This window comes from Pseudomonas sp. NPDC087697, assembly GCF_044743155.1.
Lineage (GTDB): Bacteria > Pseudomonadota > Gammaproteobacteria > Pseudomonadales > Pseudomonadaceae > Aquipseudomonas.
In genome coordinates, this window is record NZ_JBIUVW010000034.1 from 1 (window position 1) to 25,635 (window position 25,635).

A 25,635-nucleotide genomic window follows, 5' to 3' on the forward strand; every position below is an offset into this window, starting at 1 on the left:
GCACTTCGTTTACGGCGTGCTCAAGTCGGGTCAACCCTTTGACCCGAAACTTGCGCTTGCCCGGTGAGGCTCAAGACGGTATCTACGGATTTGCACTGGCCGCTATTGATCTTCAACGTCCTCGGCATCTTCAACAAAGTAGCAATTATTGCGCTTACCGCTTGGGTCGATAATGAACACGCCCTGCCCTTTGCCACACTCAAGCGAGTGGGTGACCGAGTACTGTTTTGTCTTGTCGATCCAGGCATTCAGCTGGGAGATATAGATGCCCATGCCAATGGCGATGCACAGCACCAGCAGTAGGCAAAGAACAAACTGCGTGGCGTAAGGGTCGCTTTCCTTTTCCGAGCGAGCGGGTTGCATGTCGAGGTCCTGTTGTTGAAACACGCCGTCACGATAAGGATCAGCGGGTTAACGTCAGGTGAACATTGTAGTGAAGAAAGGCAACTCCGCTATCCTCTGCCCCACTAGTGAATAACCGTGGGTCTTTCCGTGCATATTCATCTGCTGTTGGTCGAAGACAACATCGACCTGGCGAACACTGTCATCGAGTACCTGGAAATCACCGGGATCGTCTGCGACCACGCGAGCGACGGGCAACGGGGCTTGAACCTGGCGCTTGCTCAGCACTATGACGTGATCTTGCTGGATATCATGCTGCCGCGTCTGGACGGCCAACAGGTGTGCAAGAAACTGCGAGAGCACGGTAATCAGACACCGATTCTGATGCTCACCTCGCTGGATGCCTTGGCCGACAAACTCGCCAGTTTCTCGGTCGGGGCCGACGACTATCTGGTCAAACCCTTCGAACTGCCTGAACTGGTTGCACGGATTCGCGCCCTGAGCCTGCGCCGCAGTGGTCAGGCCAGCCGCTTGCAAGTCGCTGACCTGATCATGGATCTTTCAACCCGCAAGGTCAGTCGCAACGATCAGGAGCTGCACCTGTCACCGACCGGCTGGACGCTGCTCGAATGCCTGATGCGCGCCAGCCCCGCGCCGGTCAATCGCGAGCGTCTGGAAGCGGCGATCTGGGGCGACGAATTGCCGGACAGCAACACACTCAAGGTGCACATGCACCGTCTGCGCAAGGCTGTCGACAAAGATTTCGATGTGGCGTTGATCCAGACGTTGCCCGGTATCGGCGTTCAGTTGGGGGCCACGTGCGCAAAGGACTGAGCCTGAAGTGGGTGATCAGTGGCAGCCTGCTGTTGATCATTGCCGTGGTGCTGATCATCTACAACCAACTGCTGCCGGTGTACACCATGCGCGGGTTCCTGTTTACCGCTAGCGCGATGATGGAAGAGGAAGCGCAATACTTCGCCCGGCATTACCAGCAGGACCCGACGACTCCGCCGCCCGATAACTACTTCGTCAACAGCGCTATCGGCAAGGAAGCCCTGCCGAAAAATATCCGCGACCTGCTCGATACCACGCCAAGCATGGTCTTCGGCGCCGTGCAGTTTTTCGGCGACATGGATTCCGACGACGATGATGACGGCACGGCCATCCTGATTCACCCGTTGTACGACGGTAAAACGCTGTACATGTACGACACCAATCACGACCATGAAGAAGGTGGCGAGGTCGAGACGCCGTTGTCCGATGCCTACCTGGAACACGAGTTGTCGATGGTCAGCCTGATCGGTCTGGCGGTGTTCATTCCCGCGCTGATTATCATCGCCCTGCTGGTCTGGTGGGTGGTCCGGCCGCTCGGTCGGCTGACGCAATGGTCGACTACCCTGGAAAGCGTCGGTGCGGCACCGAATGGCCGACCGCATTTCATCTTTCGGGAGTTCAATGTGCTGGCCGATTCACTGGCCCACAGCGTGCAACAGGTCAAAGCCGCGAGCCTGCGTGAAGAGCGTCTGCTGCGCTACACCAGCCATGAACTGCGGACACCGCTGGCGGTGCTCAAGGCCAATGTGGAATTGCTCGCCGTACAGTCCGGCGGTGAACTGCCGCCGCCCTTGCAGCGGATCGAGCGCTCGGTGCTGAACATGCAGCGGATTGCCGAGACCTTGTTGTGGATGAGCCGCGAGAGCCCGGAAGCGCTGCCGGAAGAAGCGCTCGACATGCGCCAGTTGCTCAATGAACTGATTCAGGAACACCGCTACCTGATCGGCAAACGCGATATCGAGTTGATCCTGCACATCAGTGACGAGCCTTGCCGGTTGCCCCTGACCGCGTGCCGCATTGTCGTCGGTAACTTTCTGCGCAACGCCCTGCAATACGCCGACGAGGGCAGCGTCGAAATCACCTTCGAACAACTGCAACTGCGCATCGTCAACCGGATACGCGACACTCACCAGAGCGAAGAATCGGCCGATTTCGGTTACGGCCTCGGGCTCGAACTGATGCGCCAGCTCTGCGCAAAACTGGGCTGGCACATCGAGGTCGTGCCCGAAAAGAATCGCTTCACGGTCACCCTGAACTTTTCGGTTCAGGAACCGCAGCCACTCCCGGAGGCAACGGACGCCTGAGCCCCCGTCAGTGCGTTTCCTCCAACTCATCGTGCAGCAAGCCGAAGATCTCGCGCTTCATCTCGATGAACGAGCGTTCCATGACCATGTCCAGGGTGCGTGGGCGCTCGATCGGCACGTCGAGAATTTGTTTGATCCGCCCGGGTCTCGCACCCATGACGTAGACCCGGTCGCCGAGCAGAATCGCTTCGTCGATGTCGTGGGTGACGAACAGCACGGTCTTCTTGCTGTTGCCCCAGACCCGTAGCAGCAGTTGCTGCATTTGCAGGCGGGTCTGGCTGTCGAGGGCGCCGAAGGGTTCGTCCATCAGCAGGATTTGCGGATCGTTGGCCAGGGCGCGGGCGATGGCCACGCGCTGCATCATGCCGCCGGAGAGTTGTTTGGCGTAGTTGTCGGCGAAGCCGGTCAGGCCGACTTCGTTGACGTAGTAGTCGACGATTTCCTTACGCTGGGCCGCGGGCATGCCACGGCGCTTGAGACCGAATTCGACGTTCTGCCGCACGGTCAGCCAGGGGAACAGCGTGTAACTCTGGAACACCATGCCGCGATCCGCGCCGGGGCCCTGGACTTGCTGGCCACCGACGTAGATCTCGCCTTCCGTGGGTTCGGCCAGGCCAGCGGTCAGGTACAGCAGGCTGGATTTACCGCAGCCCGACGGCCCGACCAGCACGGCGAATTGCTGGTCCGGCACTTCGAACGAAACCTTCTCCAGTGCGGTGAAGATCCCGCCGTCGGGCTTCTGGTAGCGCAGACTGACCTTGTCCACTTGCAGCCGTGGCGCGGTGTGCACCTGCGCTGCGACGGGAGTGACGAAGCGATGATTGGCAGCGGTTACTGAGCCCATGCGGCGATCCTCAGTCGAAGGAAGCGGAACAGTTGATCGGTGATCAGGCCCAGCAGGCCGATGATCGCGATCGCCAGAAAGATCACATCCACCTGAAAGCCGCGCATGGCCTTGAGGCTCAGGTAGCCGAGGCCACTGGACGCCGCCACCAGTTCGGCGACCACCAGGTACGTCCAGGCCCAGCCCATGGTGACGCGCAAAGTGTCGAGCACACCCGGCAACGACGCCGGGGCGATCACGTGCAACACCGCGTCGCGACGGTTCGAACCGAGGGTGTACGAGGCGTTGATCAGGTCCTTGGAGATGCCTTTGGAGACATCGGCGATCATCACCAGTTGCTGGAAGAACACGCCGAAGATGATCACCGACACCCGTTGCTCCAGACCGATGCCGATCCACAGGATGAACAGCGGCACAAAGGAGGTCACCGGCAGGTAGCGGATGAAGTTGACCATCGGTTCGAGGAACGCCTGAACGATGCGGAAGCTGCCCATCAGCAACCCCAACGGCACCGCCACCAGCGACGAGACGATGAAGCCGACCATCACCACTTCCAGGCTCGCCCAAACGTGGACCCCGAGTGTGCCGTCGCGCGCCAGGCGCAGCGCGGCATCGAGCACCGCGCCGGGTGTCGGCAGAAACATGCCCGGCACCACGCCACCGTAAGACAGCCCGGCCCAAAGGCCGACCAGCAGCACCCAGGCCAGGCCGCTGGCGCTCCAGATCACCTTGACCGGCAAACCGGTCTTGGGCGTGATACAGCGGCTCAACCATGAATTTCGCTTGAACATGGTCACCTCCTAGAGCGGGCTGACGAAGCGGTTATCGACCAGTTCGTCGTGGCTGACGTTGTAGGGTTTGCCTTGCAGTTCGCTGGCGGTTTCGTTGGCGAGTTTGATCAGCGCTGCGCTGTCACCCGGTTTGCCCGGCGAGCCGAGAAGTTTTTCGCTCATGGCTTGATCGTAGAAGCGCACGCCTTTGGCGGCAGCGGCCAGTTCCTTCGGATCGGCGAGGTAACCGCCGACGCCCTTGGCCATGATCGCGTAAGCCTCGTCCGGATGGTCCTGGGTGTACTTCACCGCTTTGTACAATCCGGCGACCAGGGCTTTGACGTCTTCCGGTTGTTTCTCGATGACGTTGCAGTTGAGCGCCACCACGTCGACGATCACGCCGGGGGTGGTGCTGCTGTCGATCAGCACCTTGCCTTGCTTCTTGTCACGGACCATCGACAGATGGGGTTCCCAGGTCACGGCGGCCGGCACACGACCGGCGATGAACGCGGTGGCGGCATCGTCGGCGGTCATGTTCTGTACGGTGATGTCGCTCATTTTCATGCCGTTCTTTTTCAGCAGATAGGAGAGCCAGAACTGCGAGGTCGAGCCTTCGTTCACTGCCACGGCCTTGCCTTTAAGCTCTTGCAGACTCTTGACGTCCTTGCCCACCAACACACCGTCGCCACCATGGCTGTCATCCAGAGCCGCTACCGCTTTGAAGCAGAACTGCGGGCGATACTTGAGCACCTCATCGATGGTCGAGGCCGAGCCGGACAACTGACCCGAGGCCTGAGCGGCCATGTACATCGAGGCTTCTTCTACCACCGGCAGTTCGACGGTCAGGCCGTTCTCCTTGAAGTAACCCATGTCCTGGGCGAGGTAGAGGGTGCCGTAGCCAACCCAGGTGGTGTGGCCGATGGACAGGGTGCCGGCCTGGGCGCTGGTGGCGACCCCGGCAGCGATGGCGGTGATTGCGAGTGGCTGAGCAAAACGCGTTAGCAAGGACTTGATCATGGAGCACTCCCACAGCTGTTGATTTAGTTTTGTCTTGCGGGGCAGTACGGCCAGCGGCCTCGAACAGGTGTTGCGTGCGGTCTCTGAATGGACCTTGAGGTGGTCAGCGTTCGGCTGACTGGCGAGGTTGATGTTGGCCCAAGGAAGGCCATAGGAAAATGAGGAAATATGTCGCCGCGAATGAAGAAAAACCTCGGTAGCGCGCACTGCAAAAGGGCGCCGTGGGCGGGGATGCCCGGGGTGGGTGCAAGGTTGGGAAATGGGTTGAATGGACAATAGCTTTCGCGAGCAAGCCCGCTCCCACAAGGGTTCCGTGTCGACCTCATTAATTGGGTTCAACACAGTTCCATTGTGGGAGCGGGCTTGCTCGCGAAGAGGCCCGCAAGAACGCTACAAGGTTAGAGCCGGTCGTACTCTTGCGCCGTACGATCCACCGCCCGCAAGGTTTTAGCGATCAGTTCATCCACTTCTTCACGCGTGGCAATCAACGCCGGGGCCATGATCATCCGGCCCAGGGTCGAGCGAATAATCACCCCTTCTTCGAAACCAATCGTGCGGCAGCGCCAGGCAATGTCGTTCTCGTTGGCGAAGCGCTTACGGCTGGTTTTGTCCTCGGCCAACTGCAAGGCCGCGACCATCCCCACGCCCTGGATATCACCGACCAACGGGTGATTGCCGAACACTTCGCGCAGGCACTTTTGCAGGTACGGGCCGATGTCATCCTTGACCCGCGTGACCACGCCTTCATCACGCAAGGCCTTGAGGTTGGCGATGGCCACCGCCGCTGCCACCGGGTGCCCGGAATAGGTCAGGCCGTGGGCGAACACCCCGCCCTGCTCCACCAATACCTGGGCCATTTTTTTCGACAGAATCAGCCCGCCCATGGGGATGTAGCCCGAGGTCAGACCTTTGGCGATGGACAAGGTGTCGGGCTCGAAACCGAAGTGCTCATGGGCGAACCATTCACCGGTACGACCGAAGCCACCAATCACTTCATCGGCGCACAGCAGCACGTCGTACTTGCGGCAGATCCGCTGAATTTCCGGCCAGTAACTCTCTGGCGGGAAGATCATCCCGCCAGCGCCCTGAAACGGTTCGGCGATAAACCCGGCGACCTTGTCGGCGCCCAGCTCAAGAATCTTCTCTTCGAGTTGCCGCGCCGCCCGCCGGCCAAATTCGGCCGGCGTGAGGTTGCCTTCGTGGGCGAAAAAGTACGGCTCGTCGATGTGCGCGATGTCCGGAATCATTCCGCCCATCTCGTGCATGAACTTCATCCCGCCCAGCGCCGTGGCGGCCAGGGTCGAGCCGTGGTAACCGTTCCAACGGCCGATCATGACTTTCTTCTCGGGCTTGCCCAGCACCTGCCAGTAACGCCGCACGGTGCGGATCAGCACCTCGTTGGCTTCGGAACCGGAGTTGGTATAAATCGCGTGGCTGTAGTGCCCTGGCAGCAGACTGAACAGCAGCTCGGAGAGCTCGATCACCTGCGGGTGGGTCGTGTGGAAAAACATGTTGTAGTACGGCAACTGCTCCAGTTGCTGGCTCGCGGCGGCGGCCAGATCCTTGCGCCCATAACCGAGGTTGGTGCACCACAGTCCGGACATGCCATCGAGGTAACGCCGGCCATCGTTGTCCCACAAATGCAGGCGGTCGCCACGGACCATCACTCGTGGCCCTTCGTCGTTGAGGGCTTTCTGATCGACGAACGCATGGATGTGGTGCGCAGCATCGGCGGCCTGGTAGTCGCGGGTTTCACGTGGGGTGGTCATCGCCAGTTCTCCGTTTTTATTGTCAGCGCAGTTGAAACCAGGTGGTCTTCAACTGAGTGTATTTATCGAATGAGTGCAGCGACAGGTCACGGCCAAAACCGGACTGCTTGCCGCCGCCAAAAGGCACCGTCACATCGAGCGCATCGACGCTGTTGACCGACACGGTGCCGGCACGCAATTGCCGCGCCACGCGGTGGGCGCGATTGAGGTCGTCGGTCCACAGTGACGCCGCTAAACCATAGACGCTGTCGTTGGCCAATTGCAGTGCGCAGGCTTCGTCATCGAATGCGGTGACCGCCAATACCGGGCCGAACACCTCGTCACGAAACAGCGGCATGTCCGGACTCACGCCAGTGAAAATCGTCGGCTGAATGAAGTTGTCGGAGCCGTTGAAAGTCGACTGCTGACCACCGCACACGCGCTTCGCACCCTGGCGTTCAGCCTGCTGGATGAACGTCATGATTCGCGCCGTTTGACGGCTGTCGACAATCGCCCCGGCGGTGCTCGACGGGTCCAGCGGATCACCCGGCTGCCAGCGTTCGACCTGAGCTTTGAGGCGCTCGACGAACTCGTCATGGATCGAGCGCTCCACCAGCAGCCGCGAGTTGGCGGAGCAAACTTCACCCTGATTGAAGAAGATCCCGAACGCGGCTTTCTGCGCCGCCAGGTCGAGGTCCTGACAATCGGCGAACACCAGATTGGCACTCTTGCCACCGCACTCCAGCCACACCTGTTTGAGGTTCGACTGCGCCGAATACTGCATGAAATATTTGCCGACTTCGGTCGAGCCGGTGAACACCAGACAATCGATATTCGGGTGCAAACCCAGGGCTTTACCGGCCTGTTCACCGAGACCCGGCAGCACGTTCAGCACGCCCGGCGGCAACCCCGCCTCCAGCGCCAGCTCACCGAGACGCAACGCCGAAAACGGCGATTGCTCGGCCGGCTTGAGGATCACCGAATTACCGGCGGCCAGCGCAGGCGCAAGTTTCCATGCGGCCATGTCCAACGGAAAATTCCACGGCACCACGGCCGCCACCACGCCGAGGGCTTCGCGGGTGATGGTCGCCAGCACGTTCTGCGCGCTGGGGGCGACCTGGTCGTAGAGTTTGTCGAGGCTTTCGGCGTACCAGCGAAACACTCCGGCGGCGCCCGGCACGTCGATGGTGTAGGCGTCCATCACCGGTTTGCCCATGTTCAGCGAATCGAGCAGCGCCAGTTCTTCGCGATTGGCCATGATCAACTCGGCCAAACGCAGTAGCACCTGTTTGCGCTCACTGGGCGAACGCGCCGACCAGACGCCCGACTCAAACGCCCGCCGTGCGCTGATCACCGCCGCATCGACCTCTTCATTGCCGCACGCGGCCACGTCGGCCAACACGGCGCCGGTGGCCGGGTTGATCGCGGCAAAGGTCTGGCCGGACTGCGCCGACCGCTGTTTACCGTCGATCAACGCCTGCGTGCGAAACTGCAATGCGGCGGCCTGGCCTTGCCAATATTCAAGCTCGAACACGTTCGGATGCTCCTTGGGCTTTCTAGTGCAGTGGATGGTGGCTCAGGCCCGCGCCAGGGAAAAATAGTAAATATGTGTTCGCAGGCGATGAAAAAACTGGGCAGCCAACCTCCCCACACGCGCGCCATGTGGTTATTGTTCAAGCACAACAAAACCGTCGCCCAAGCGGATAAGGGCGGTGCGCACATTGCTTGGGTTCAACTGTCCAGACGGACGTCGAGCCCATCCACCCCGAGGTTTGCAGTGGCTGCCTACAATCTGCGTCAACTGAAGTACTTCATCACCACCGTCGAATGCGGCAGCGTCGCCGAAGCGTCGCGCAAGCTGTACATCGCCCAGCCGTCTATTTCCACGGCGATCAAGGGCCTGGAAGACAGCTTTGGTGTGCAGTTGCTGATCCGTCACCACGCTCAGGGCGTTTCCCTTACTCCCAGCGGCGCACGCTTTTATCGCAAGGCTCAGGAACTGCTGCGCATGGCCAAGGAGTTCGAACAGAACGCCCTGGCCGACAATGACGTGGTGTCCGGGCAGATCGATATCGGCTGCTTTGAAACGGTCGCGCCGTTGTACCTGCCGCAATTGCTTGCCGGGTTCTCGGCGTTGTATCCGGGGGTGGAAATCCGCATCCGCGATGGCGAGCAGCAAGAGCTGGTGCAGGGTTTGACGTCGGGCGCGTTCGATCTGGCAATCCTTTACGAGCACGATCTGGACGGCACCATCGAAACCGAACCGCTGATGCCGGCGCAACGACCGTACGCGCTGCTGCCGGCCGATCATCGTTTTGCCCAGCAAGCACAGGTATCCTTGCGTGACCTGTGCCTGGAACCGATGATTCTGCTGGATGTGCAGCCGAGCCGAACCTATTTCGTCAGCCTGTTTGAAGAGTTGGGGTTAACGCCAAGAATTGCCTTCAGCTCGCCGTCGATCGAAATGGTGCGCGGGATGGTCGGGCAAGGGTTTGGCTTTTCGATTCTGGTCACCCGGCCGCACTCGGAATGCACCTACGACGGGCAGAAAGTGGTGTGCGTGGACATTGTCGAAGAGGTCACTGGTTCCGGGTTGGTGGCGGCGTGGCTCAAGCGCGGGCAACTGACAAAGCCGGCGCAGTTGTTTGCGGATTATTGTCGGGAGCAGCTCACGGCAAAGGCCCAGAGATCTCTGTGATCTCGAGGGCCTCTTCGCGAGCAAGCCCGCTCCCACATTTGATCTTGGGTGCTCACAAAAAGTGTGTTCACAACAGATCTAGTGTGGGAGCGGGCTTGCTCGCGAAGCTTTTAAAGCGGCATCCGCAACCAATGAGTCAACCGCTCCAACATCCGCTCACACCCCAGCATCTGTTCGACGCTGACAAACTCATCCGGCTTATGCCCCTGCTCCATGCTCCCCGGGCCACAGACTACGGTGGGAATCCCGGCCTGATCGAACAACCCGCCTTCGGTGCCAAACGCCACGGTACCAAACTCATTGCAGCCGCTTAAGCGGGCAATCAGTTCGGCGGCGAAACCATCTGGGTTGGTCGCCAACCCCGGATAGCCACTCAACGGCTGAAAACGAATCGCCGTCTCGGGTTGCACCGCGTGCATCTTCGGCAGCAGTTGCTCTTCGGCAAACGCTTGCAGTTCATCCGCGACCCGCTGCGGATCGAAGCTCGGCAAGGCCCGCACTTCGAAGTCGAACTCGCACTGCGCCGGTACGATGTTGAGCGCTGTGCCGCCGCGAATCACCCCGGTTTGCACGGTCGAGTACGGTGGGTCGAAACGCAGGTCAAGGTCTTCGTTCTGCGCCAGCCCTTCGCCGATCTGCCCGAGCTTGCCGATCAGCCGCGCCGCGTATTCGATGGCGTTGACCCCTTGCGGCGCATACGCCGAATGGCAGGCCGCGCCCTGCACGCAACAGCGCATCGCCAGTTTGCCTTTATGGCCGAGTACCGGACGCAACTCGGTGGGCTCACCGATGATGCAGGCCAGAGGTTTGGGGGCGCGCTGCTGCAGTTCCGCGAGCAGCGAGCGCACGCCGAGGCAGCCGACTTCTTCGTCATAGGAAAACGCCAGGTGCACCGGCACCTGCAACGGCTGCGCGAGCAACGCCGGCACCGCCGCCAGCACACAGGCCAGATAACCTTTCATGTCCGCAGTGCCGCGCCCGTACAGGCGCCCTTCCCGCTCACTCAAGACAAACGGTTCAACCGTCCACGCCTGACCGTCCACCGGCACCACGTCGGTATGCCCGGACAGCACGATGCCACGCTGATCCGTGGGTCCGATGCTGGCGTAGAGGTTGGCCTTGGTCTTTTGCTCGTTGAAGAACAGTTCGCTGACCACGCCAAAATCCGCGAGGTAGTCGCGGATAAATTCGATCAGTGCCAGGTTGGAGTCACGGCTGACGGTATTGAAGCCGACCAGCCGTTCCAGCAGCGCACGACTTTTAAAGGTGCTCATTCATCACCCGGTACGCCGTAGCTCGGGGCCAGCGTCGGGTTCAAGGCACGGATCACGTAATCATCCATTTGCGGACGATAGGCCTGCCACAGCTGACTCAACTGACCAATCGGGTCCTGCTCGGCCCAGTCCACCCGCAGGTCGACCACCGGCCACAACAGATCACTGACCACCGACATCGCCGCCGAATGCACCGGCCCGGCTTCACCGCCAGCGGCCATGGCGGCCTGCATGGCCGCGAGCAAACGGTCGGCCAGCAACTCGCCGGCGCTGGCTTCAAACGCCGTGACCATCGCTTGAATCACTTGTGGATCAGCCAGCAAATTACCGGCAGCCATGCATTGCTCACCGGCCACTGCGTTGTTCACGCCCAGGGCCTGGCTTCCGCTGAAAAATGCCGTGGCGCCATGCTGATCGATCACCGCCACTTGCCGGTACTGGCTGAAGCCGTGTCGGGTCAGGGCTTTGTCGAGCGCGGCTTCAGGGGTTTCCCCGGAACCGAGCAGGTCAAGAATCTCCGGGCCCAGCGCCGGCAAGGTGATGTTCTGGGTCGCCACTGCTCCGGTGCCGGCGCGCAGCCAGGGGCAACGAGCGCCGACGGCAATGCTCGACGAGCTGATGGCGATCCCCAGTTGTCCGGTTTCGGCGCAACGGCCGACGATGGAAAAAGTCATCAGCGCCGCTCCTCATCCGGAATCACTGCAATCACGTCGATTTCCATCAACCATTCCGCCTGACCCAAACCGGCGACCACCAGTCCAGTGGAAATCGGAAACACGCCTTTGAGCCACTTGCCGATTTCCCGATAAACCGGCTCGCGAAAGCGCGGGTCGGTGATGTAGGTGGTGGTTTTGACGATATGACTCAAGTCGCTGCCGGCCTCTTCCAGCAGTTGCTTGAGGTTTTTCATCGCCTGCTCGGCCTGGGCCCGTGGGTCGCCGAGGCCCACCAGTTTGCCCTCGAAGTCGGTGCCGACCTGACCGCGCACGTACACGGTATTGCCGGCAACCACCGCCTGGCAGAGGTCGTTGTCGAGAGTCTGGTTTGGGTAGGTTTCTTTGGTGTTGAACATGCGAATGCGGGTGTGCGTCGGTGTGCTCATGCTGAGAACCTGTGTTCAAAACTGGATATGCCTGACCGCAGACGGTCAGGCGTTCAAAAGGCTCAGGCCTTCAAGGCGATCTTCGGCGCTGGTGCGACGGCAATCGGGGCCTTGGCAGCGCCCATCACCCGGTCGGACAAACCAGCGGACTTGCGCACGAAGTCCAGCGGACCGTCCCAGTCGAAGTTGCGGTACACCGCCGCCAGGTGGGCGAACGGTGGCGACTGGGCGAACAACTGGAACGTCAGGCGGTGCCCGGCATAGTCGGAGTTCATCAGGTCGCGGGCGAAGGCCAGCAGCTTGCGCCGGTCTTCGGCGACCCAGTCGTCGTTGACCGAGTAATACTTGTCCAGCCACTTGCCGGCTTCCGGGTGATTGAACGTCGCCGCGTCCGGGGTCACGCAGATCTGCCCGCCGCACAGTTCGCGAGCGATGTGGGTCATGTTGTGCAATTGCGAAGTCGCCAGCACGCGACCGGTGTAAAGCAGCGACTGGTTCGGCATCAGCAAACCGCCAGGGCTCTTCTCGGCCAGTGCGATGGACGCCGTCAGGTGCGCATTGATGCCTTCGCGGTAGCACGCCAGTTGGGCGAGTTTTTCCTGCACCGCCTGCTGGTTTTCCAGGCCGGTTTGCCGGGCGTTGAACAGCGCCGCGCCGATCAGCATGTCCGCCACTTTCAGGTTGCGCTGAACGAACGCGAAGGCGCTGTAGCGGTGCAAGGTCGAACGAATAAAGGTCGCGGCTTTGGTGTGCTGATAGAACAGCACGTTCTCCCAAGGGATCAGCACGTTGTCGAAAATCACCAGCGCATCGACTTCATCGAAGCGGTTGGCCAACGGGTAGTCGTCGGCGCTGCCACGCCCGGCAAAACCGCTGCGGCAGATGAATTTCAGGCCTGGCGAACTCAGGTCGCAGATGAAGCCGACCGCATAGTTCGACAGCTCGGAGTTGCCCCAGTTGGCGATGGTCGGCTTGGTGAACGCCTGGTTCGAATAGGCTGCGGCGGTTTCGTACTTGGCACCCCGAACGATGATCCCGGCGTCGGTTTCCTTGACCACATGCAGCAGCATGTCCGGGTCCTGGTCTTGCGGGCGTTTGGAGCGGTCACCCTTGGGGTCGGTGTTGGCCGAGACGTGGAAGGTATCGCTGTAGAGCACCTTGTCGATGTGGTTGCGGATGTTCGCCGAGAACTGCGGGTTGACCTCGTTGAGCACGTCCTGGCCGTCGAACAGCGACCACATTTCGCCGACGGTTTCGTCGCCAACACGGGTTACTACACCGCCAATGTCATTGAGCACCGCGTCGGTGGAATTGCGCTTGTCCCACCAGTCCTGTTGGGTGCGCGGCAACTTGAGGCCGATGGCGTGGCTTTCGCCGCGTTCGTCCTGATAGGTCATTTTGCTTTTGGTCGCGGCGTCGTGCTGCATGTCATAGATCCGCGCCCGTACATCTACCAGCGGCTTGAACGCCGGGTGGGACGGCACATCCATTACGCGTTCGCCGTTGATGTAAACCTCACGGCCGTCGCGGATGGAATCGCGGTACTGCTCGCCTGTTCTGATCATTGTGAATCCCCATGATGTGCCAACGGTTCGCGCTGGGCGCTGTGTCTGGGGTCATTCTGTTCATGAGGCCAACCACAAATAAATGAGGTTATTTGTGGTTGTTGCCCAGCTAAAAACTGGGCTTAGGCTTTTTAGCTTCAGCCGCCACAAATTAACTAATTTCGGTATTGCCCGGCCGCTCGCAGAATCGACTCATCAAATCCGAAATGAAGAGGGTGTGTGCGATGAATGGGTCCGTGCGTTTTCAGCAAGACAAAGTCAGCACCTTGAGCCAGCCAACCCCGACGGCCGATCCAGCGCAGTTCATTGCGGCCATGGGCCAATGCGCGACCGGGGTGACGGTGATTACCACCGATGGCAGCGGTGGCCGTTTCGGCGTGACCGTCAGCGCCATGACCTCGGTCTCGGCCGAACCGCCGATGCTGCTGGTCTGCGTGAACCGCAGCAACCTGGCCTCGAAAGCCATCGACCTGAACGGCTGCTTCTGTGTGAACGTCATCGAGACCGAGCAGCGACCGGTGGCTCAGGTGTTTGCCGGGCAGATCAAACTGGAAAACGCCGACCGTTTCACCTGCGCCGACTGGACGCCGCACACCACCGGCGCACCGCTGCTGGACAATGCGCTGGCGAGTTTCGACTGCGAGATCGCCCATCAAATGGACCTGGGTACTCACACGGTGTATGTCGGCAAAGTCGTCGCGGTAAAAAGCCGTGAAGGCGCGCCGCTGGCGTATTCGCAGCGCAAGTTTTGCGGGTTGCAGGCGTTGGAAGGGCTGTAGGAACGATCAACATTCCGGCGACTTGGCCTACGCCAACAACCCCAACTCCTTGGCTCGAGCCACGGCCTGGGTGCGGCGTTCGACGCCGAGTTTGCTGTTGATGTGGCTGGCGTGGGTTTTAACGGTGTGCAACGAGATAAACAGCTGATCGCTGATTTCCTGGTTCGAGCAGCCTTGGGCGATCAATTGCAGTACTGCCTGCTCGCGGGCGCTGAGCGTTTCACTGGGGTGCTGCGGCTCAACCATCTCGCGGGCAGCGGCTTGGGGCAAGCGTTCGATCAGACTCTCACGCAGCGCACCGGCCGGACGTTGCGTCAGTTGCTCACGCAGCCAGTCCGGGCGCTCGCGCAGTAACCATTCAAAGGGTTGCAGGACGCCACCGGACGCCGCCTCGAAGGCCTGCCCAAAGGCCTGACGCGCTTCAGGTTCACGGCCATTTTTCAGCAGCAGCGCAACCTTCTGATTCAACGCCATCACGCTGAGCATCTGCCTTCCGGTCTTCTGCCCATGTTCCAGCAGTGCGTTCAAACGCCCTTCGGCCAACATCGGCTGCCCTTGAATGGACTCCAGCAGCGCTTGTTGCAATTCGATGTGCAGCGGCATTTGCGGATGAAACTCCGGTGGTGCCGCGGCCTGCTCGCCGTTGTAGGTCTGGCCCAGTCGCGCCAGCCAGGCTTCGGCCAGATCGGTGCGGCCCTGAGCCAGCCAAAGCTCGCATTTCACCAAAGTAATCATCGCCAGGTAGTAAATCGGTGGCACGTCCCAGATGTGCATCAGTCGTTCGGCCTCGGCCAGTTCGGCAAAAGCCCCGGCGAACTCGCCGTTGCTGCCTTCAAGCTTGGCGATCACACAGTGACCGATCAGCACGCTGATATCGCGACAGGCCCGCGCTTCGTTCAGCCCCGTCCGCAAACGCGCCAGCCCGTCTTCGGGTTGCATGCGCAGGGTCAGCAGAAAACCTTCATACAAGGTCAGGCGTGCGCGAACCGCGTACAGCCGCTGCGGCGATAAACCCTGCAAACGTTGCTGGCCCTGATGCACTTCGTCCAGCGAACGGAGAATTTCCCCGCGCGCTTGCAGCACGCGTGCGCGGTCGTAATGGGCCAGCGCTTCGAACAGCGGGTTGCCGACCCGTTGCGCCAGTTCCAGCGACTCACGGTTCAAACCCCGGGCGCGCCACAAATCCGCGTCGGCGATCGCCAGGTTGGACAAGGTCGACAGGCACATCAAGCGTTGGCCGTAGCGTTTGTGCGGCAGGCTCTCCAGCGCTTCGGTGCAATACAGATGCGTCAGTTCACGCTGGCCGCGACCACGAGCGATGATCCCGCTCAGCGCCAGCCACTGCGCCAACATGGATTTTTGTGCGGTAGCCGATGGCGCCGGCAGGAAGCGGCTCAAATGGCTTGCCAACTCTTCAGCAGCATCGAGCTGACAGGCCAACCCGAGTGCCCAGCTGTACAACACGATCAACCGTGGGGTGCTGATCAGCAGGCTATCGGGCAAGTCCATTTTCCAGCGCAGCAGCATGCCGACGTTCTGTTCGGCCAGCAGTTGTTCTTCGGAAAGGTTCTGCACCAGGTTCGCCGCTACATCCAGGTGTCCGGCGCGCAATGCCTGCTCCACCGCTTCGTCGAGCAAACCCTGGGCGTTGAACCAGCGGCAGGCGCGCAAGTGCAGGCTGGCGGTGGGCACCATGGCATTGGCGGTCGGCCGGCTGCGCAACAGGTCGGAAAACAGATGGTGATAACGATACCAATGGCCGTGCTCGTCGAGCGGCACCAGGAACACCTGATGCGACAGCAGAAAGCGCAGGATCTCGGCGCTGTCATGGGCTTCACGCACGGCATCGCAGAGTTCGCTGCAAAAGCGCTCTTGCGGCGCAGTGTCGTACAAAAATGACTGCACCTCGGCGGGCAGGCAATCGATGACTTCTTCAAGCAGGTAGTCGCGTATCAAGCCTTCGCCACCGTGCAGCGGCTGCGGCAGCGCGCCGCCATTCCCCGCTTCGGAGGCGGCCAGCAACCAGAAACGCAGCCCCGCGACCCAGCCTTCGCTGCGCTGGATCAGACTCTCCAGCGCCTCGCCACGCAATGAACTGCTGTGTCGATCCAGCAGAGCGAGGGATTCGTCGTGTGTCAGGCGCAGGTCCTGTTCGCTCAGCTCAAGCAATTGCCGCGACAGGCGCAAACGCGCCAGGTGCCAGTCGGGACGCTGGCGACTGGTCACCAGCACCAGCAGGCCATCGGGCAAATGATTGAGGAAAAATTGCAGGCAGCGATCGAGCACCGGGCCCTGGGCCAGATGGTAGTCATCCAGAACCAGCAGCAGCGGCGTGCTCGGTGACAGGTGAGTGGCCAGCTCATCGAGTAGCCCGTCCAGCCATTCTTCGAAGGCGAACGGTTGATGGCGTTGACGCATTTTCAGCAAGCCAAGCGCCTGGCTGCCCAGCTGTGGGAAATAGTTTTGCAGACCTTCAAGCAGCCGTTCGAGGAAGCGCCCGGGATCGTTGTCGCGCGGACTCAACCCCAGCCAGAGGCTTTGCCAATGCGCTGGCAGGCTCTGACAGAACTCCACCGCCAATGAGCTTTTACCGAACCCCGCCGGCGCGCTGACCAGCAGCAATCGCCCCTGCAACCCGGCACTCAGCCGCTCGCACAGACGAGGCCGCAGTACATAGCTGTCGGGCAAGGGTGGCCGGTAAAAACGCCCCTCCAGCACAGGCATTGCCGCGCGGGATGGCCTTTGGATTCGGAACAGGTCAGTCATAGCCAACTCTTGTTGAAGTGCTGTTGTCGGCATTGCAGATGTCCGCAGACTAGCGGTAAACCGGAGCGGATTGAAGGTTCCTGCTACAAATGGCTACAAAAAGACTACGAACCAAAAGATCGCAGCCTTCGGCAGCGCCTACAGGGTGTACGCCGATCCAACGTAGGAGCTGCCGAAGGCTGCGATCTTTTTTGAGGCGAAAAAAAACGCCCCGAACCAGTCGGGGCGTTTTTCGAGGATGCGGCCTCTGTGTTACGACACTTTAGCGAACGCCGTCCTGAGCCAGTGCAGCCGGGGTGAAATCACTGGTAGTCGCGGTGAAGCCGAAGTCATACGCCCGTTTCTCTTCGTTCTTCATCCCCAGCGCCAGATAGCGGCCGGACTGCAGGTCGTAGAGGGCTTCCAAGGCATACCACGGCACTTGTTTGTCGTAGTAGTTCTCGGCATGCGCCTCAGCCACACGCCACAGTTGACCACGACCGTCGTAGTGATCGATGACCGCGGCTTGCCAGGTGTCTTCGTCAATGTAGAAGTCACGCTTGGCGTAAATGTGACGCTGACCTTCCTTCAGGGTTGCAACCACATGCCAGACGCGACGCAACTCGTAACGCGCCAGGTCCTGGTTGATGTGACCGGCCTTGATGATGTCGTCGTACTTGAGCGTCGGCGAGTCGAGTTTGTAACTGTCGGAGGCGATGTACATCTCTTTCTTGCCTTCGAGCTTCCAGTCGTAACGATCCGGTGCACCGTTGTACATGTCCAGGTTATCGGAAGTACGCAGGCCATCGGCAGCCGTACCCGGACCGTCATACGACACTTGCGGGGCACGACGCACACGACGCTGACCGGCGTTGTAGACCCACGCCGAACGCGGTTCCTTCACCTGGTCGAGGGTTTCGTGCACCAGCAGCACACCACCGGCCAGACGTGCCGGCGCGGTCACTTTCTGTTTGAAGTAGAACAGGATGTTGCCCGGGTTTTTCGGGTCGTAATCCTTCATCTTGTCGCGGAACACGAACTGGTCCTGGAAGTACACCAGGCTGTACGAGCCGTTCGGTTGCGGCGTGGCCTGGGTCACCAGACGGGTCACGCTGCCGCCACGATAGCGGGTGATGTGGTTCCAGATGACTTCGACGCCGCTTTTCGGAATCGGGAACGGCACGGCGGTTTCGAAGTTTTCCAGACCGTTGCCGCCGGAAACCAGGTTGGTGTTGGTGGCGTTCTTCTTGATGGCGGTGAACACATCATCCGGCACGGTCGCGCCACGATGAGACGGGTAAACCGGCATTTTGAAGGTGTCCGGGTAACGCTTGAACATCGCGTATTGGCCCGGCGCCAGTTTGTCTTTGTACTTGTCGACGTTTTGCGCGGTGATGGTGAACAGCGGTTGCTCACTGGCATACGGGTTGGACAGGAAACCTTTGCTGTCGACGGTGCCGGCGTTTTTCTCCAAGGGTTTCCAGGCCGGGATCGAGCCATCGGCATTGCCTGCCATTTCCGCGCCCATCGGCGTCAGGCTCTTGCCCAACTTGTCCGCTTCAGCTGCAGGAACCGCCGCCATGACCGCGGTCGCCAGCAGCGAAAGCCCAAGGACACCCGCTTGCAAAAGACTTTTGGTTATTTTCATATTGTTGTTTGTCCTGAAGATGCAGTGCTTAGAAGTTCACGCCGACGCTGAGCGCAACGAAGTCGCGGTCATCCACGGTGCTGTACTTGCCGCCAAAGAAGTTGGTGTACGCGAGGCTCGCGGTATAGGTGTTCTGGTACTCGGCATCGAGCCCCAGGCTGACCGCTTTGCGACCTTCCTCGAAGTTGCCACCAGGGCCTGGCGAGTAACCGCTGACGTCATGCGACCAGGCCACGTTTGGCTTGAGGTTCACACCGGCGAATACGTCCGGGTATTCCCAGATGGCGCGGGCGCGGTAGCCCCACGAGTTGGCGGTGGTGAAACCGTCGTTGTTGCAGTTGGTGCTACGGTTGTTGGCCGACGCACCTGGCCCGGCACCGTTGATGGTGGAGGTGTTAAGGATCTGCGAGCAGGTGTCCAGACCACCCGTGGCGGGCAGTTCGCCTGGGCCGAAGACCGGATCGCGGCCATAACGGACATCGGACGTGCTTTCCAGGCCACCGACGTGGGTCAAGCCGACTTCACCCACCAGGGTCAGACGCTGGGCGCCCATGACCTGATCGAAGAAGTGCGTGAAGGTGGTCTGGATCTGGGTGATTTCCTTGCGGCGATAACCGTGCAGGTCTTCACCCGGTGCGGCACTGAGCAAGGAGGCGTTGGTCAACGCGCCACCCAGCGGCCGAACACCGGCGAACAGGATGTCGGTGGAGTTCAACTGCACCGGCGCATTCGGCCGGTAGCTGATCTCACCACTCCACGCCGTACCGGTAGGCAGGGTGGTGGAGAAGCTCAGACCGTAAAGGCGGATGTCTTCCGGGTACTCGACGAAGTACTGCGAGTTACCCGCGACCACCAGCGGACCCAGCGCCTGGAATGGCCCCGGCAGTGCCTTGACGCCGTTATAGACCGACTGTGGAGCACCAGTGGCGCTGAAAATCGGTGCGCGGCTGTGGTAGTTCATGAAGTAGGCGCCGAACTCGGTGTCCAGCGGATCGAACATGTATTTGAAGGCAGCACCCCACTGGCCACCGTTGCTCGCGTCGCGGTCTGCCGCGCGCCGAACCAGTACACCTTCCTGGTTGATGTCAACACCGTTCGCGGCCAATGGCCCCAACGCGACGGCCGGAATGGTCGAGCGCTTGTTCAGTACGCGCAGGTTATCGGTGCAACCGTTGGCAATGATGTCTGGCTGGGAGAAGAACGTGCCGCAGTTATCGACAACGGTCTGATCCCAGCCGATCTGGTAGAACGCTTGAGCCGACAGGCTCTCGGTCAGACTTTGCGAGATATAGAACATGTTGACCGGGATCAGGCCTTCCTTGATCTCGGCACCGGGACGACGGAATGCGGAAACGTCGATCGGGTTGATCGAGTTGATGCCGCCGCCGATGAAGGTACTTTCACCCCAGTTGACAACCTGTTTGCCCAAGCGCACGGAACCCGGCTCATTGGCAATGGAGTAGTTGTGGTAGACGAAGGCGTCGAGGATTTCCCCACCCGACGACCTGGCGCCTTCCTTGCGTCCGTCGTTGCTGACGTTCTTGAATTCCAGGTCCTGGTTTTGCAGCGCGAAGTCGTACCAGTATTTACCGCGTACGAAGACGCCGGTATCGCCGTATTTCAGTTCAAGGTCATGGATGCCCTTGAAGATCTTCGAAAAGGCTTGCCCGCTCTTGAAGTTCAAGTGACCGTCGTCTGAGGTCTGGGACAGGCCTCTCCCACCGTTGTTGACACCGATCAGGTTCTTGTTCGGCTGCTGGGTGGACACACTCATGCCCAGGGAGAGGGACGAGTCGAATTGACCTTCGATTTCACCGACGTTGAAACTGACGCCGAATGCAGGCCCGGCGAGCGTAGAGGCGAGACTGACCGCCAGAGGCAGTTTCGCCCGGCGCCAGAACTGGTTTACTGATGTCATCGACGCTACTCCATGTGCTTTTATTGTTATGGCAGTGAGCACTTTCAAAAACGCTCTGAAGGACGGAGAGCCATGCGCTCGCGAAGTCATTCAAAGTTGCATCGCCGCTTTCCTGTGCGTTTGCCCCGTTCTTAAAAATCCTTGAGCGGACTATAGCCAGCAGGTGGTACTGCTTGATCCCTCTAAAGTGTGATTTGCAACCCCCGACCACTCTGGAACAGTCCTGTGCCAGCCCGACAGATGTCGGCCCGGCAAGGATGGCTGAAAATTCGGAATAAACAAGCCAAGCGCTTGCTTGGTGGGCTTGCCGGGCCCTTTCGGGCACGGCAATGGACGCTTAAAGCGTCGAAAGGAAGGTGCTGTTGTTAGTCTGCCATTCCGTGATGTCGACGCGGATGCGCTTCTTGTCGAGCTTGCCGACACTGGTCTTGGGAATTTCAGTAACAAGGGCGATCTGGCTCGGAATTGCCCACTTGCTCAGGTGCCCCAACTCAACGAAAGGCTTGAGGTGTTCCTTGAGCTCCCTGGCCCCAATCACATGGCCTTCACGGACCACCAGCAAGGCAAACGGGCGCTCGCCCCACTGCGGATCCGGGATACCGACCACTGCTACTTCGCGTACCGCCACATGGCGGCTGATCAGGTCTTCGAGGTCCAGGGAGGAAATCCACTCGCCACCGGTTTTGATCACGTCCTTGATCCGGTCACGGATGTCGATCACTCCCATGCTGTCCAGGGTCGCCACGTCGCCGGTGTGCAGCCAGCCCCCGGCCCAGAGCTCTGCGCCCTTCTGCGGTTCGTTGAAATAACCTTCGGTGAGCCATGGCGCACGCAGCACCAGTTCGCCCTGAGACTCGCCGTCCGCCGGCAGGAAGTGACCGTCAGCGTCGATGATCGCCGCTTCGACCAAGGGACCTGGTACGCCGGCCTTGATGCGATACGTGGTGCGTTCGTCTTCGGTGCCGGCCATCAGCTCATCATTAAGGTGAGCGCAGGACACCAGCGGACCGGTTTCCGACATGCCATAGGCGGCGGTCAACTGAATGCCCTTGGCCTTGGCCGCTTCGTACAGCGCACGGTTCAGGGCGCTGCCGCCGATGACGATTTTCCAGCCGCCGAAATCCGTGCCTTGCGCGGCCTTGGAGTTGAGGACCATTTGCAGGATGGTCGGCACGCAATGGGAGAAGCTGACCTTCTCCTTGCGCCACAATTCGACCAGGTATTCCGGGTCGTAACGGCCGGGGTAAACCTGCTTGAGCCCAAGCATGGTCGCCACGTATGGCAAGCCCCAGGCATGCACGTGGAACATCGGGGTGATCGGCATGTACACGTCGTTGGTGCCCAGCAGGCGCACGCTGTCGATGCTGCCCATGATCGTCGACACGCCCATGGTGTGCAGCACCAGTTGCCGATGGGTGAAATACACGCCTTTGGGATTACCGGTGGTGCCGGTGGTGTAGAAGGTGGTGGCCACCGAGTTTTCGTCGAAATCTTCGAAAGTGTACTGCGGGCTCGCGGCGGCCAGCAGTTGCTCGTACTCGCCCACCAGGTTGGGCAGATCGGCGGTTTTTTCCGGCAAGTCGGTGAGCAGCAGGGTTTTCTCGACGGTGGTCAGGTGCCCGGCAATCGCCTGGTACAGCCCGACGAACTCGCTGTTGACCAGCACAAAGCGGTCCTCGGCGTGGTTCATGGTGTAGAGGATTTGCTCGGGCGACAGGCGCACGTTGATGGTGTGGATCACCGCACCGATCATCGGGATGGCAAACATGCACTCCAGGTAGCGATGGCTGTCCCAATCCATCACCGCCACGGTATCACCGGCCTTGACCCCGGCGGCCGTGAGCACGTTGGCCAATCGCGCCACACGCTCGATGAGGGTCGGATAGCTGTAGCGTAACTGGTCGCGGTAGACGATCTCGCGGGTTTTCTCGTAGCGGCTGCCGGACATCAGCAACCGCTTGATCAACAGGGGGTATTGATAAGCGCCTTTGGCTGGCGGAATAACGCGAGTCTGCAACATAAGCATCCCTTTATCTGACTGCACGGTCTGGGCTGAAAGATATGCACTTTAGTCAGCCTGAGCGCCAGCTAAATCAGCCAAAGGGATGATTTGCAGAGCCGTACAAATGCTAGCTTTGCGCCAGCACTTATCCCGACACTGCAATCAATGCATCTCGGTAAACGCCAGTTTCACACCGATAGCGATCAGCACCACGCCCATCGTGCGGTCGAACCAATGCCCCATGCGGGCAAAACCGGCCCGTACGCGCTGTTGGCTGAACAGCATCGCCACCAGGCAGAACCAGATAGCGGTGGCTGCCGCCAGGTAAACGCCGTAACCGGCCTGAATCGCCAGTGGCGTGTGCGGGTTGATCACCACGGTGAACAGCGACAGGAAGAACAGTGTGGCTTTCGGGTTCAGGCCATTGGTCACGAAACCCGAGGTAAACGCGCCGCGGGCGGTGCGCTCGCCGGCTTCCTTGTGCAGGTCTTCGGTCGCAGGTTTCGCCGGTTGCGCGCGCAGGGCCTTGAAGCCGATGTACAGCAGGTAGGCGGCCGCCAACCATTTCAGCGCGTTGAACAGCATGATCGACTGCGAGACGATCAGGCCGATACCGAGCAACGAGTAGCCCACGTGCAGGAAGATCGCAGAGCCGACGCCCAGCGCCGTCCAGGTCCCGGCGCGACGACCGTGGGTCACGGCCTCACGCACCACCACGGCAAAGTCCGGGCCTGGGCTTGCCACGGCAAGCAGGTGAATCAGGGCGACGGTCAAAAACTCTGTCCAGTACATGGGGGGGCTCCTTTAGGTCAGGTCGATCAATTGAAGATTTCTGGGTCAAACATCATACCCGTGGCGAGGGAGCTTGCTCCCGCTGGGTTGCGAAGCAGCCCTGAACCCTGCAACCGCGTTTCGTCAGGTGTACCGAGTTGACGGCTTTGCGACTGCTGCGCACTCGAGCGGGAGCAAGCTCCCTCGCCACAGTTCATCTGGTAGGCTCGGCAGATTACGCCTTCAGACTCACGCGCAAAAGGTACAGTTAATGACGAACAATCGCCGCGCCGTATTCCTCGACCACAGTTCTCTGGACCTCGGCGACCTCGACCTCAGTGGATTGCAGCAGTGCTTCGATGACTTGCAGCTGCGCTCACTGACCACGCCTGACAACATCGTCGAACGGCTGCAAGGCGCCAGCGTGGCAATCAGCAACAAAGTCCTGCTGAACGCCGAAACCCTTGCCGCCTGCCCCGAACTGAAGCTGATCCTGATCGCCGCCACGGGCACCAACAATGTCGACCTGGCCGCCGCCCGCACCCAGGGGATTACCGTGAGCAACTGCCAGGGTTACGGCACGCCGTCGGTGGCACAGCACACGATCATGTTGCTGCTCAACCTCGCCACCCGTCTGAGCGACTATCAGAAAGCCGTTGGTGAAGGTCGCTGGCAGCAGGCCAAACAGTTCTGCCTGCTGGATTTCCCGATCGTTGAGCTCGAAGGCAAAACCCTTGGCCTGCTCGGTCATGGTGAATTGGGTGGCGCCGTTGCGCGGCTGGCCGAAGCCTTTGGCATGCGCGTGTTGCTCGGCCAACTGCCTGGGCGCCCGGCCCGCGCCGACCGCTTGCCGCTGGATGAACTGCTGCCGCAAATCGACGCGCTGACCCTGCATTGCCCGCTCAACGAACATACCCGCAACTTCATCGGCGCCCGCGAACTGGCGCTGCTCAAACCCGGCGCATTTGTGGTCAACACCGCTCGCGGTGGCTTGATCGATGAACAAGCCTTGGCCGATGCCTTGCGCAGTGGTCATCTGGGCGGTGCGGCGACCGACGTCTTGAGTGTCGAGCCACCCACCGCCGGCAATCCACTGTTGGTCGGCGACATTCCACGCTTGATCGTCACCCCGCACAACGCCTGGGGCAGCCGCGAGGCGCGGCAACGGATCGTCGGTCAGTTGACCGAAAACACCCAAGGCTTCTTCAGCGGTACAGCGCTGCGGGTCGTCAGTTGATAAACTGCCGCACTTTTTTTCAAGGAGCAGAGTATGGATCCTCGCAGTGAAGTACTGCTTCGTCAGGCTGAGTTGTTTCAAGGTGAGTTGCTGCTGGCCGGCTTGCCCGCTGATGACTTGCTGGGCAAATTGCCCAACGCTCACGGCTGGTGCTGGCATGCAGGCGACCAAGCGGCGCTGGATGCACGCTTTGCCGAGCGCAGCCACTTTGGCGTGAATGCTCCGAGCCGTGAATTTGAAACAGCCGTGGTGTTCCTGCCCAAATCCAGGGATTTGACCGACTACATCCTCAACGCCCTCGCCTCGCGCCTGGCCGGTCGTGAGCTGTACCTGGTGGGTGAAAAACGCAGCGGCATCGAAGGCGCGGCCAAACAGCTGAACCCCTTCGGCAAACCGCGCAAGCTCGACAACGCACGGCACTGCCAGCTCTGGCAGGTGACCGTGGCCAATGCACCCGAAGCCAAATCACTGGAAAGCCTGGCGCAGGAATACGAGCTGCCGTTGGCTGAAGGTCCACTGAAAGTCATCAGCTTGCCGGGCGTGTTCAGTCACGGTCGGCTGGATCGCGGCAGTGCCCTGCTGCTCGAACACCTGGACAAGCTGCCAAGCGGTCACTTGCTGGACTTCGGTTGTGGTGCCGGCGTTTTGGGCGCAGCGGTGAAACGGCGTTATCCGCACAACACCGTCACCCTGCTCGACGTTGATGCGTTCGCCGCCGCCAGCAGTCGCCTGACGTTGGCCGCCAACGGTCTGGAAGCCGAAGTGCTGACCGGCGATGGCATCGACGCCGCGCCAATGGGATTGAGCGCGATTCTGAGCAACCCGCCGTTCCATGTCGGGGTCCATACCGATTATCACGCCACGGAGAATTTGCTGCGAAAAGCAGCAAAACATCTGAAAAACGGTGGCGAACTTCGCCTGGTGGCCAACAGTTTCCTGAAGTATCAGCCACTGATCGAGGAACATCTCGGTGTGTGTGCAATCAAGGCCGAAGGTCAGGGTTTTCGAATCTACCGGGCCAAACGCGGCTAGAAATT

General features: G+C 60.5%; 21 protein-coding genes. 6 read left to right on the forward strand and 15 right to left on the reverse strand.

Annotated elements, in window-relative coordinates; genetic code table 11:
- Positions 1-102: 102 nt before the first annotated feature.
- Entirely contained in the window at positions 103-363 is a 261-nt protein-coding gene (locus ACIPIN_RS20595; protein WP_401121484.1) for a hypothetical protein, read from the reverse strand.
- A gap of 129 nt (positions 364-492) precedes the next feature.
- On the opposite strand from ACIPIN_RS20595, the gene ACIPIN_RS20600 reads away from it, so the two are divergent.
- Positions 493-1,176, forward strand: coding sequence for a response regulator transcription factor (locus tag ACIPIN_RS20600; protein WP_401121613.1), 684 nt, complete (start codon positions 493-495; stop codon positions 1,174-1,176).
- Complete coding sequence (locus tag ACIPIN_RS20605) at positions 1,161-2,480, forward strand: sensor histidine kinase (RefSeq protein ID WP_401121487.1); 1,320 nt, start codon at positions 1,161-1,163, stop codon at positions 2,478-2,480. Before ACIPIN_RS20600 ends, ACIPIN_RS20605 begins: the two co-directional genes overlap by 16 nt.
- Positions 2,481-2,487: 7 nt before the next feature.
- Here ACIPIN_RS20605 and ACIPIN_RS20610 read toward each other — a convergent pair whose 3' ends face one another.
- From ACIPIN_RS20610 to ACIPIN_RS20630, 5 genes are all read right to left on the reverse strand, one after another.
- On the reverse strand, positions 2,488-3,324 hold the full coding sequence (locus ACIPIN_RS20610; protein ID WP_401121489.1) for an ABC transporter ATP-binding protein: 837 nt from the start codon (positions 3,322-3,324) through the stop codon (positions 2,488-2,490).
- Positions 3,312-4,115 (reverse strand): ABC transporter permease, encoded by an 804-nt coding sequence (locus tag ACIPIN_RS20615; RefSeq protein ID WP_262115926.1) that lies wholly within the window; start codon positions 4,113-4,115, stop codon positions 3,312-3,314. Before ACIPIN_RS20615 ends, ACIPIN_RS20610 begins: the two co-directional genes overlap by 13 nt.
- A gap of 9 nt (positions 4,116-4,124) precedes the next feature.
- Positions 4,125-5,111, reverse strand: a complete 987-nt coding sequence (locus ACIPIN_RS20620; RefSeq protein WP_401121492.1) for an ABC transporter substrate-binding protein — start codon at positions 5,109-5,111, stop codon at positions 4,125-4,127.
- Between the two features lie 398 nt (positions 5,112-5,509).
- Complete coding sequence (locus tag ACIPIN_RS20625) at positions 5,510-6,880, reverse strand: aspartate aminotransferase family protein (protein ID WP_401121494.1); 1,371 nt, start codon at positions 6,878-6,880, stop codon at positions 5,510-5,512.
- A gap of 22 nt (positions 6,881-6,902) precedes the next feature.
- Positions 6,903-8,393 carry an aldehyde dehydrogenase gene (locus ACIPIN_RS20630; RefSeq protein WP_401121496.1) on the reverse strand — a complete coding sequence of 497 codons (1,491 nt, stop codon included), beginning with the start codon at positions 8,391-8,393 and terminating at the stop codon, positions 6,903-6,905.
- Positions 8,394-8,636: 243 nt separating this feature from the next.
- On the opposite strand from ACIPIN_RS20630, the gene ACIPIN_RS20635 reads away from it, so the two are divergent.
- Entirely contained in the window at positions 8,637-9,557 is a 921-nt protein-coding gene (locus ACIPIN_RS20635) for a LysR family transcriptional regulator (RefSeq protein ID WP_401121497.1), read from the forward strand.
- Positions 9,558-9,667: 110 nt separating this feature from the next.
- Here the strand turns inward: ACIPIN_RS20635 and argE are convergent, their stop codons facing one another.
- From argE to ACIPIN_RS20655, 4 genes are all read right to left on the reverse strand, one after another.
- Positions 9,668-10,831: an acetylornithine deacetylase gene (argE, locus tag ACIPIN_RS20640; RefSeq protein WP_401121499.1), complete on the reverse strand. Its 1,164-nt coding sequence runs from the start codon at positions 10,829-10,831 to the stop codon at positions 9,668-9,670.
- Positions 10,828-11,505 carry a DUF1028 domain-containing protein gene (locus ACIPIN_RS20645; RefSeq protein WP_401121501.1) on the reverse strand — a complete coding sequence of 226 codons (678 nt, stop codon included), beginning with the start codon at positions 11,503-11,505 and terminating at the stop codon, positions 10,828-10,830. Before ACIPIN_RS20645 ends, argE begins: the two co-directional genes overlap by 4 nt.
- Entirely contained in the window at positions 11,505-11,933 is a 429-nt protein-coding gene (locus tag ACIPIN_RS20650; RefSeq protein ID WP_401121503.1) for a RidA family protein, read from the reverse strand. The genes ACIPIN_RS20645 and ACIPIN_RS20650 overlap by 1 nt, the downstream gene beginning before the upstream one ends.
- Positions 11,934-11,995: 62 nt before the next feature.
- Entirely contained in the window at positions 11,996-13,498 is a 1,503-nt protein-coding gene (locus tag ACIPIN_RS20655; RefSeq protein WP_401121505.1) for a 4-hydroxyphenylacetate 3-hydroxylase family protein, read from the reverse strand.
- Between the two features lie 224 nt (positions 13,499-13,722).
- Between ACIPIN_RS20655 and ACIPIN_RS20660 the strand changes: the two genes are divergently transcribed.
- Positions 13,723-14,277, forward strand: a complete 555-nt coding sequence (locus ACIPIN_RS20660; RefSeq protein WP_401121507.1) for a flavin reductase family protein — start codon at positions 13,723-13,725, stop codon at positions 14,275-14,277.
- 27 nt (positions 14,278-14,304) lie between these two features.
- On the opposite strand, the gene ACIPIN_RS20665 is transcribed toward ACIPIN_RS20660, so the two are convergent.
- The 5 genes from ACIPIN_RS20665 to ACIPIN_RS20685 form a co-directional block, all read right to left on the reverse strand.
- On the reverse strand, positions 14,305-17,043 hold the full coding sequence (locus tag ACIPIN_RS20665; protein ID WP_401121510.1) for a LuxR C-terminal-related transcriptional regulator: 2,739 nt from the start codon (positions 17,041-17,043) through the stop codon (positions 14,305-14,307).
- A 262-nt stretch (positions 17,044-17,305) separates the two neighbouring features.
- Positions 17,306-18,670, reverse strand: coding sequence for a DUF1329 domain-containing protein (locus ACIPIN_RS20670; protein ID WP_401121513.1), 1,365 nt, complete (start codon positions 18,668-18,670; stop codon positions 17,306-17,308).
- Between the two features lie 28 nt (positions 18,671-18,698).
- A complete protein-coding gene (locus ACIPIN_RS20675) occupies positions 18,699-20,588 on the reverse strand; it encodes a DUF1302 domain-containing protein (RefSeq protein ID WP_401121516.1) in 1,890 nt (629 codons plus the stop codon).
- A gap of 337 nt (positions 20,589-20,925) precedes the next feature.
- Positions 20,926-22,608 carry a fatty acid--CoA ligase gene (locus ACIPIN_RS20680; protein WP_401121518.1) on the reverse strand — a complete coding sequence of 561 codons (1,683 nt, stop codon included), beginning with the start codon at positions 22,606-22,608 and terminating at the stop codon, positions 20,926-20,928.
- Positions 22,609-22,752: 144 nt separating this feature from the next.
- Complete coding sequence (locus ACIPIN_RS20685) at positions 22,753-23,382, reverse strand: LysE family translocator (RefSeq protein ID WP_401121521.1); 630 nt, start codon at positions 23,380-23,382, stop codon at positions 22,753-22,755.
- Between the two features lie 250 nt (positions 23,383-23,632).
- On the opposite strand from ACIPIN_RS20685, the gene ACIPIN_RS20690 reads away from it, so the two are divergent.
- Both ACIPIN_RS20690 and ACIPIN_RS20695 read left to right on the forward strand, forming a co-directional pair.
- The gene (locus tag ACIPIN_RS20690; RefSeq protein ID WP_401121523.1) at positions 23,633-24,598 is read left to right on the forward strand and encodes a 2-hydroxyacid dehydrogenase; all 966 of its coding nucleotides are present in this window, start codon (positions 23,633-23,635) and stop codon (positions 24,596-24,598) included.
- 33 nt (positions 24,599-24,631) lie between these two features.
- Positions 24,632-25,630: a methyltransferase gene (locus ACIPIN_RS20695; protein ID WP_401121526.1), complete on the forward strand. Its 999-nt coding sequence runs from the start codon at positions 24,632-24,634 to the stop codon at positions 25,628-25,630.
- The last annotated feature ends 5 nt before the right edge of the window (positions 25,631-25,635 follow it).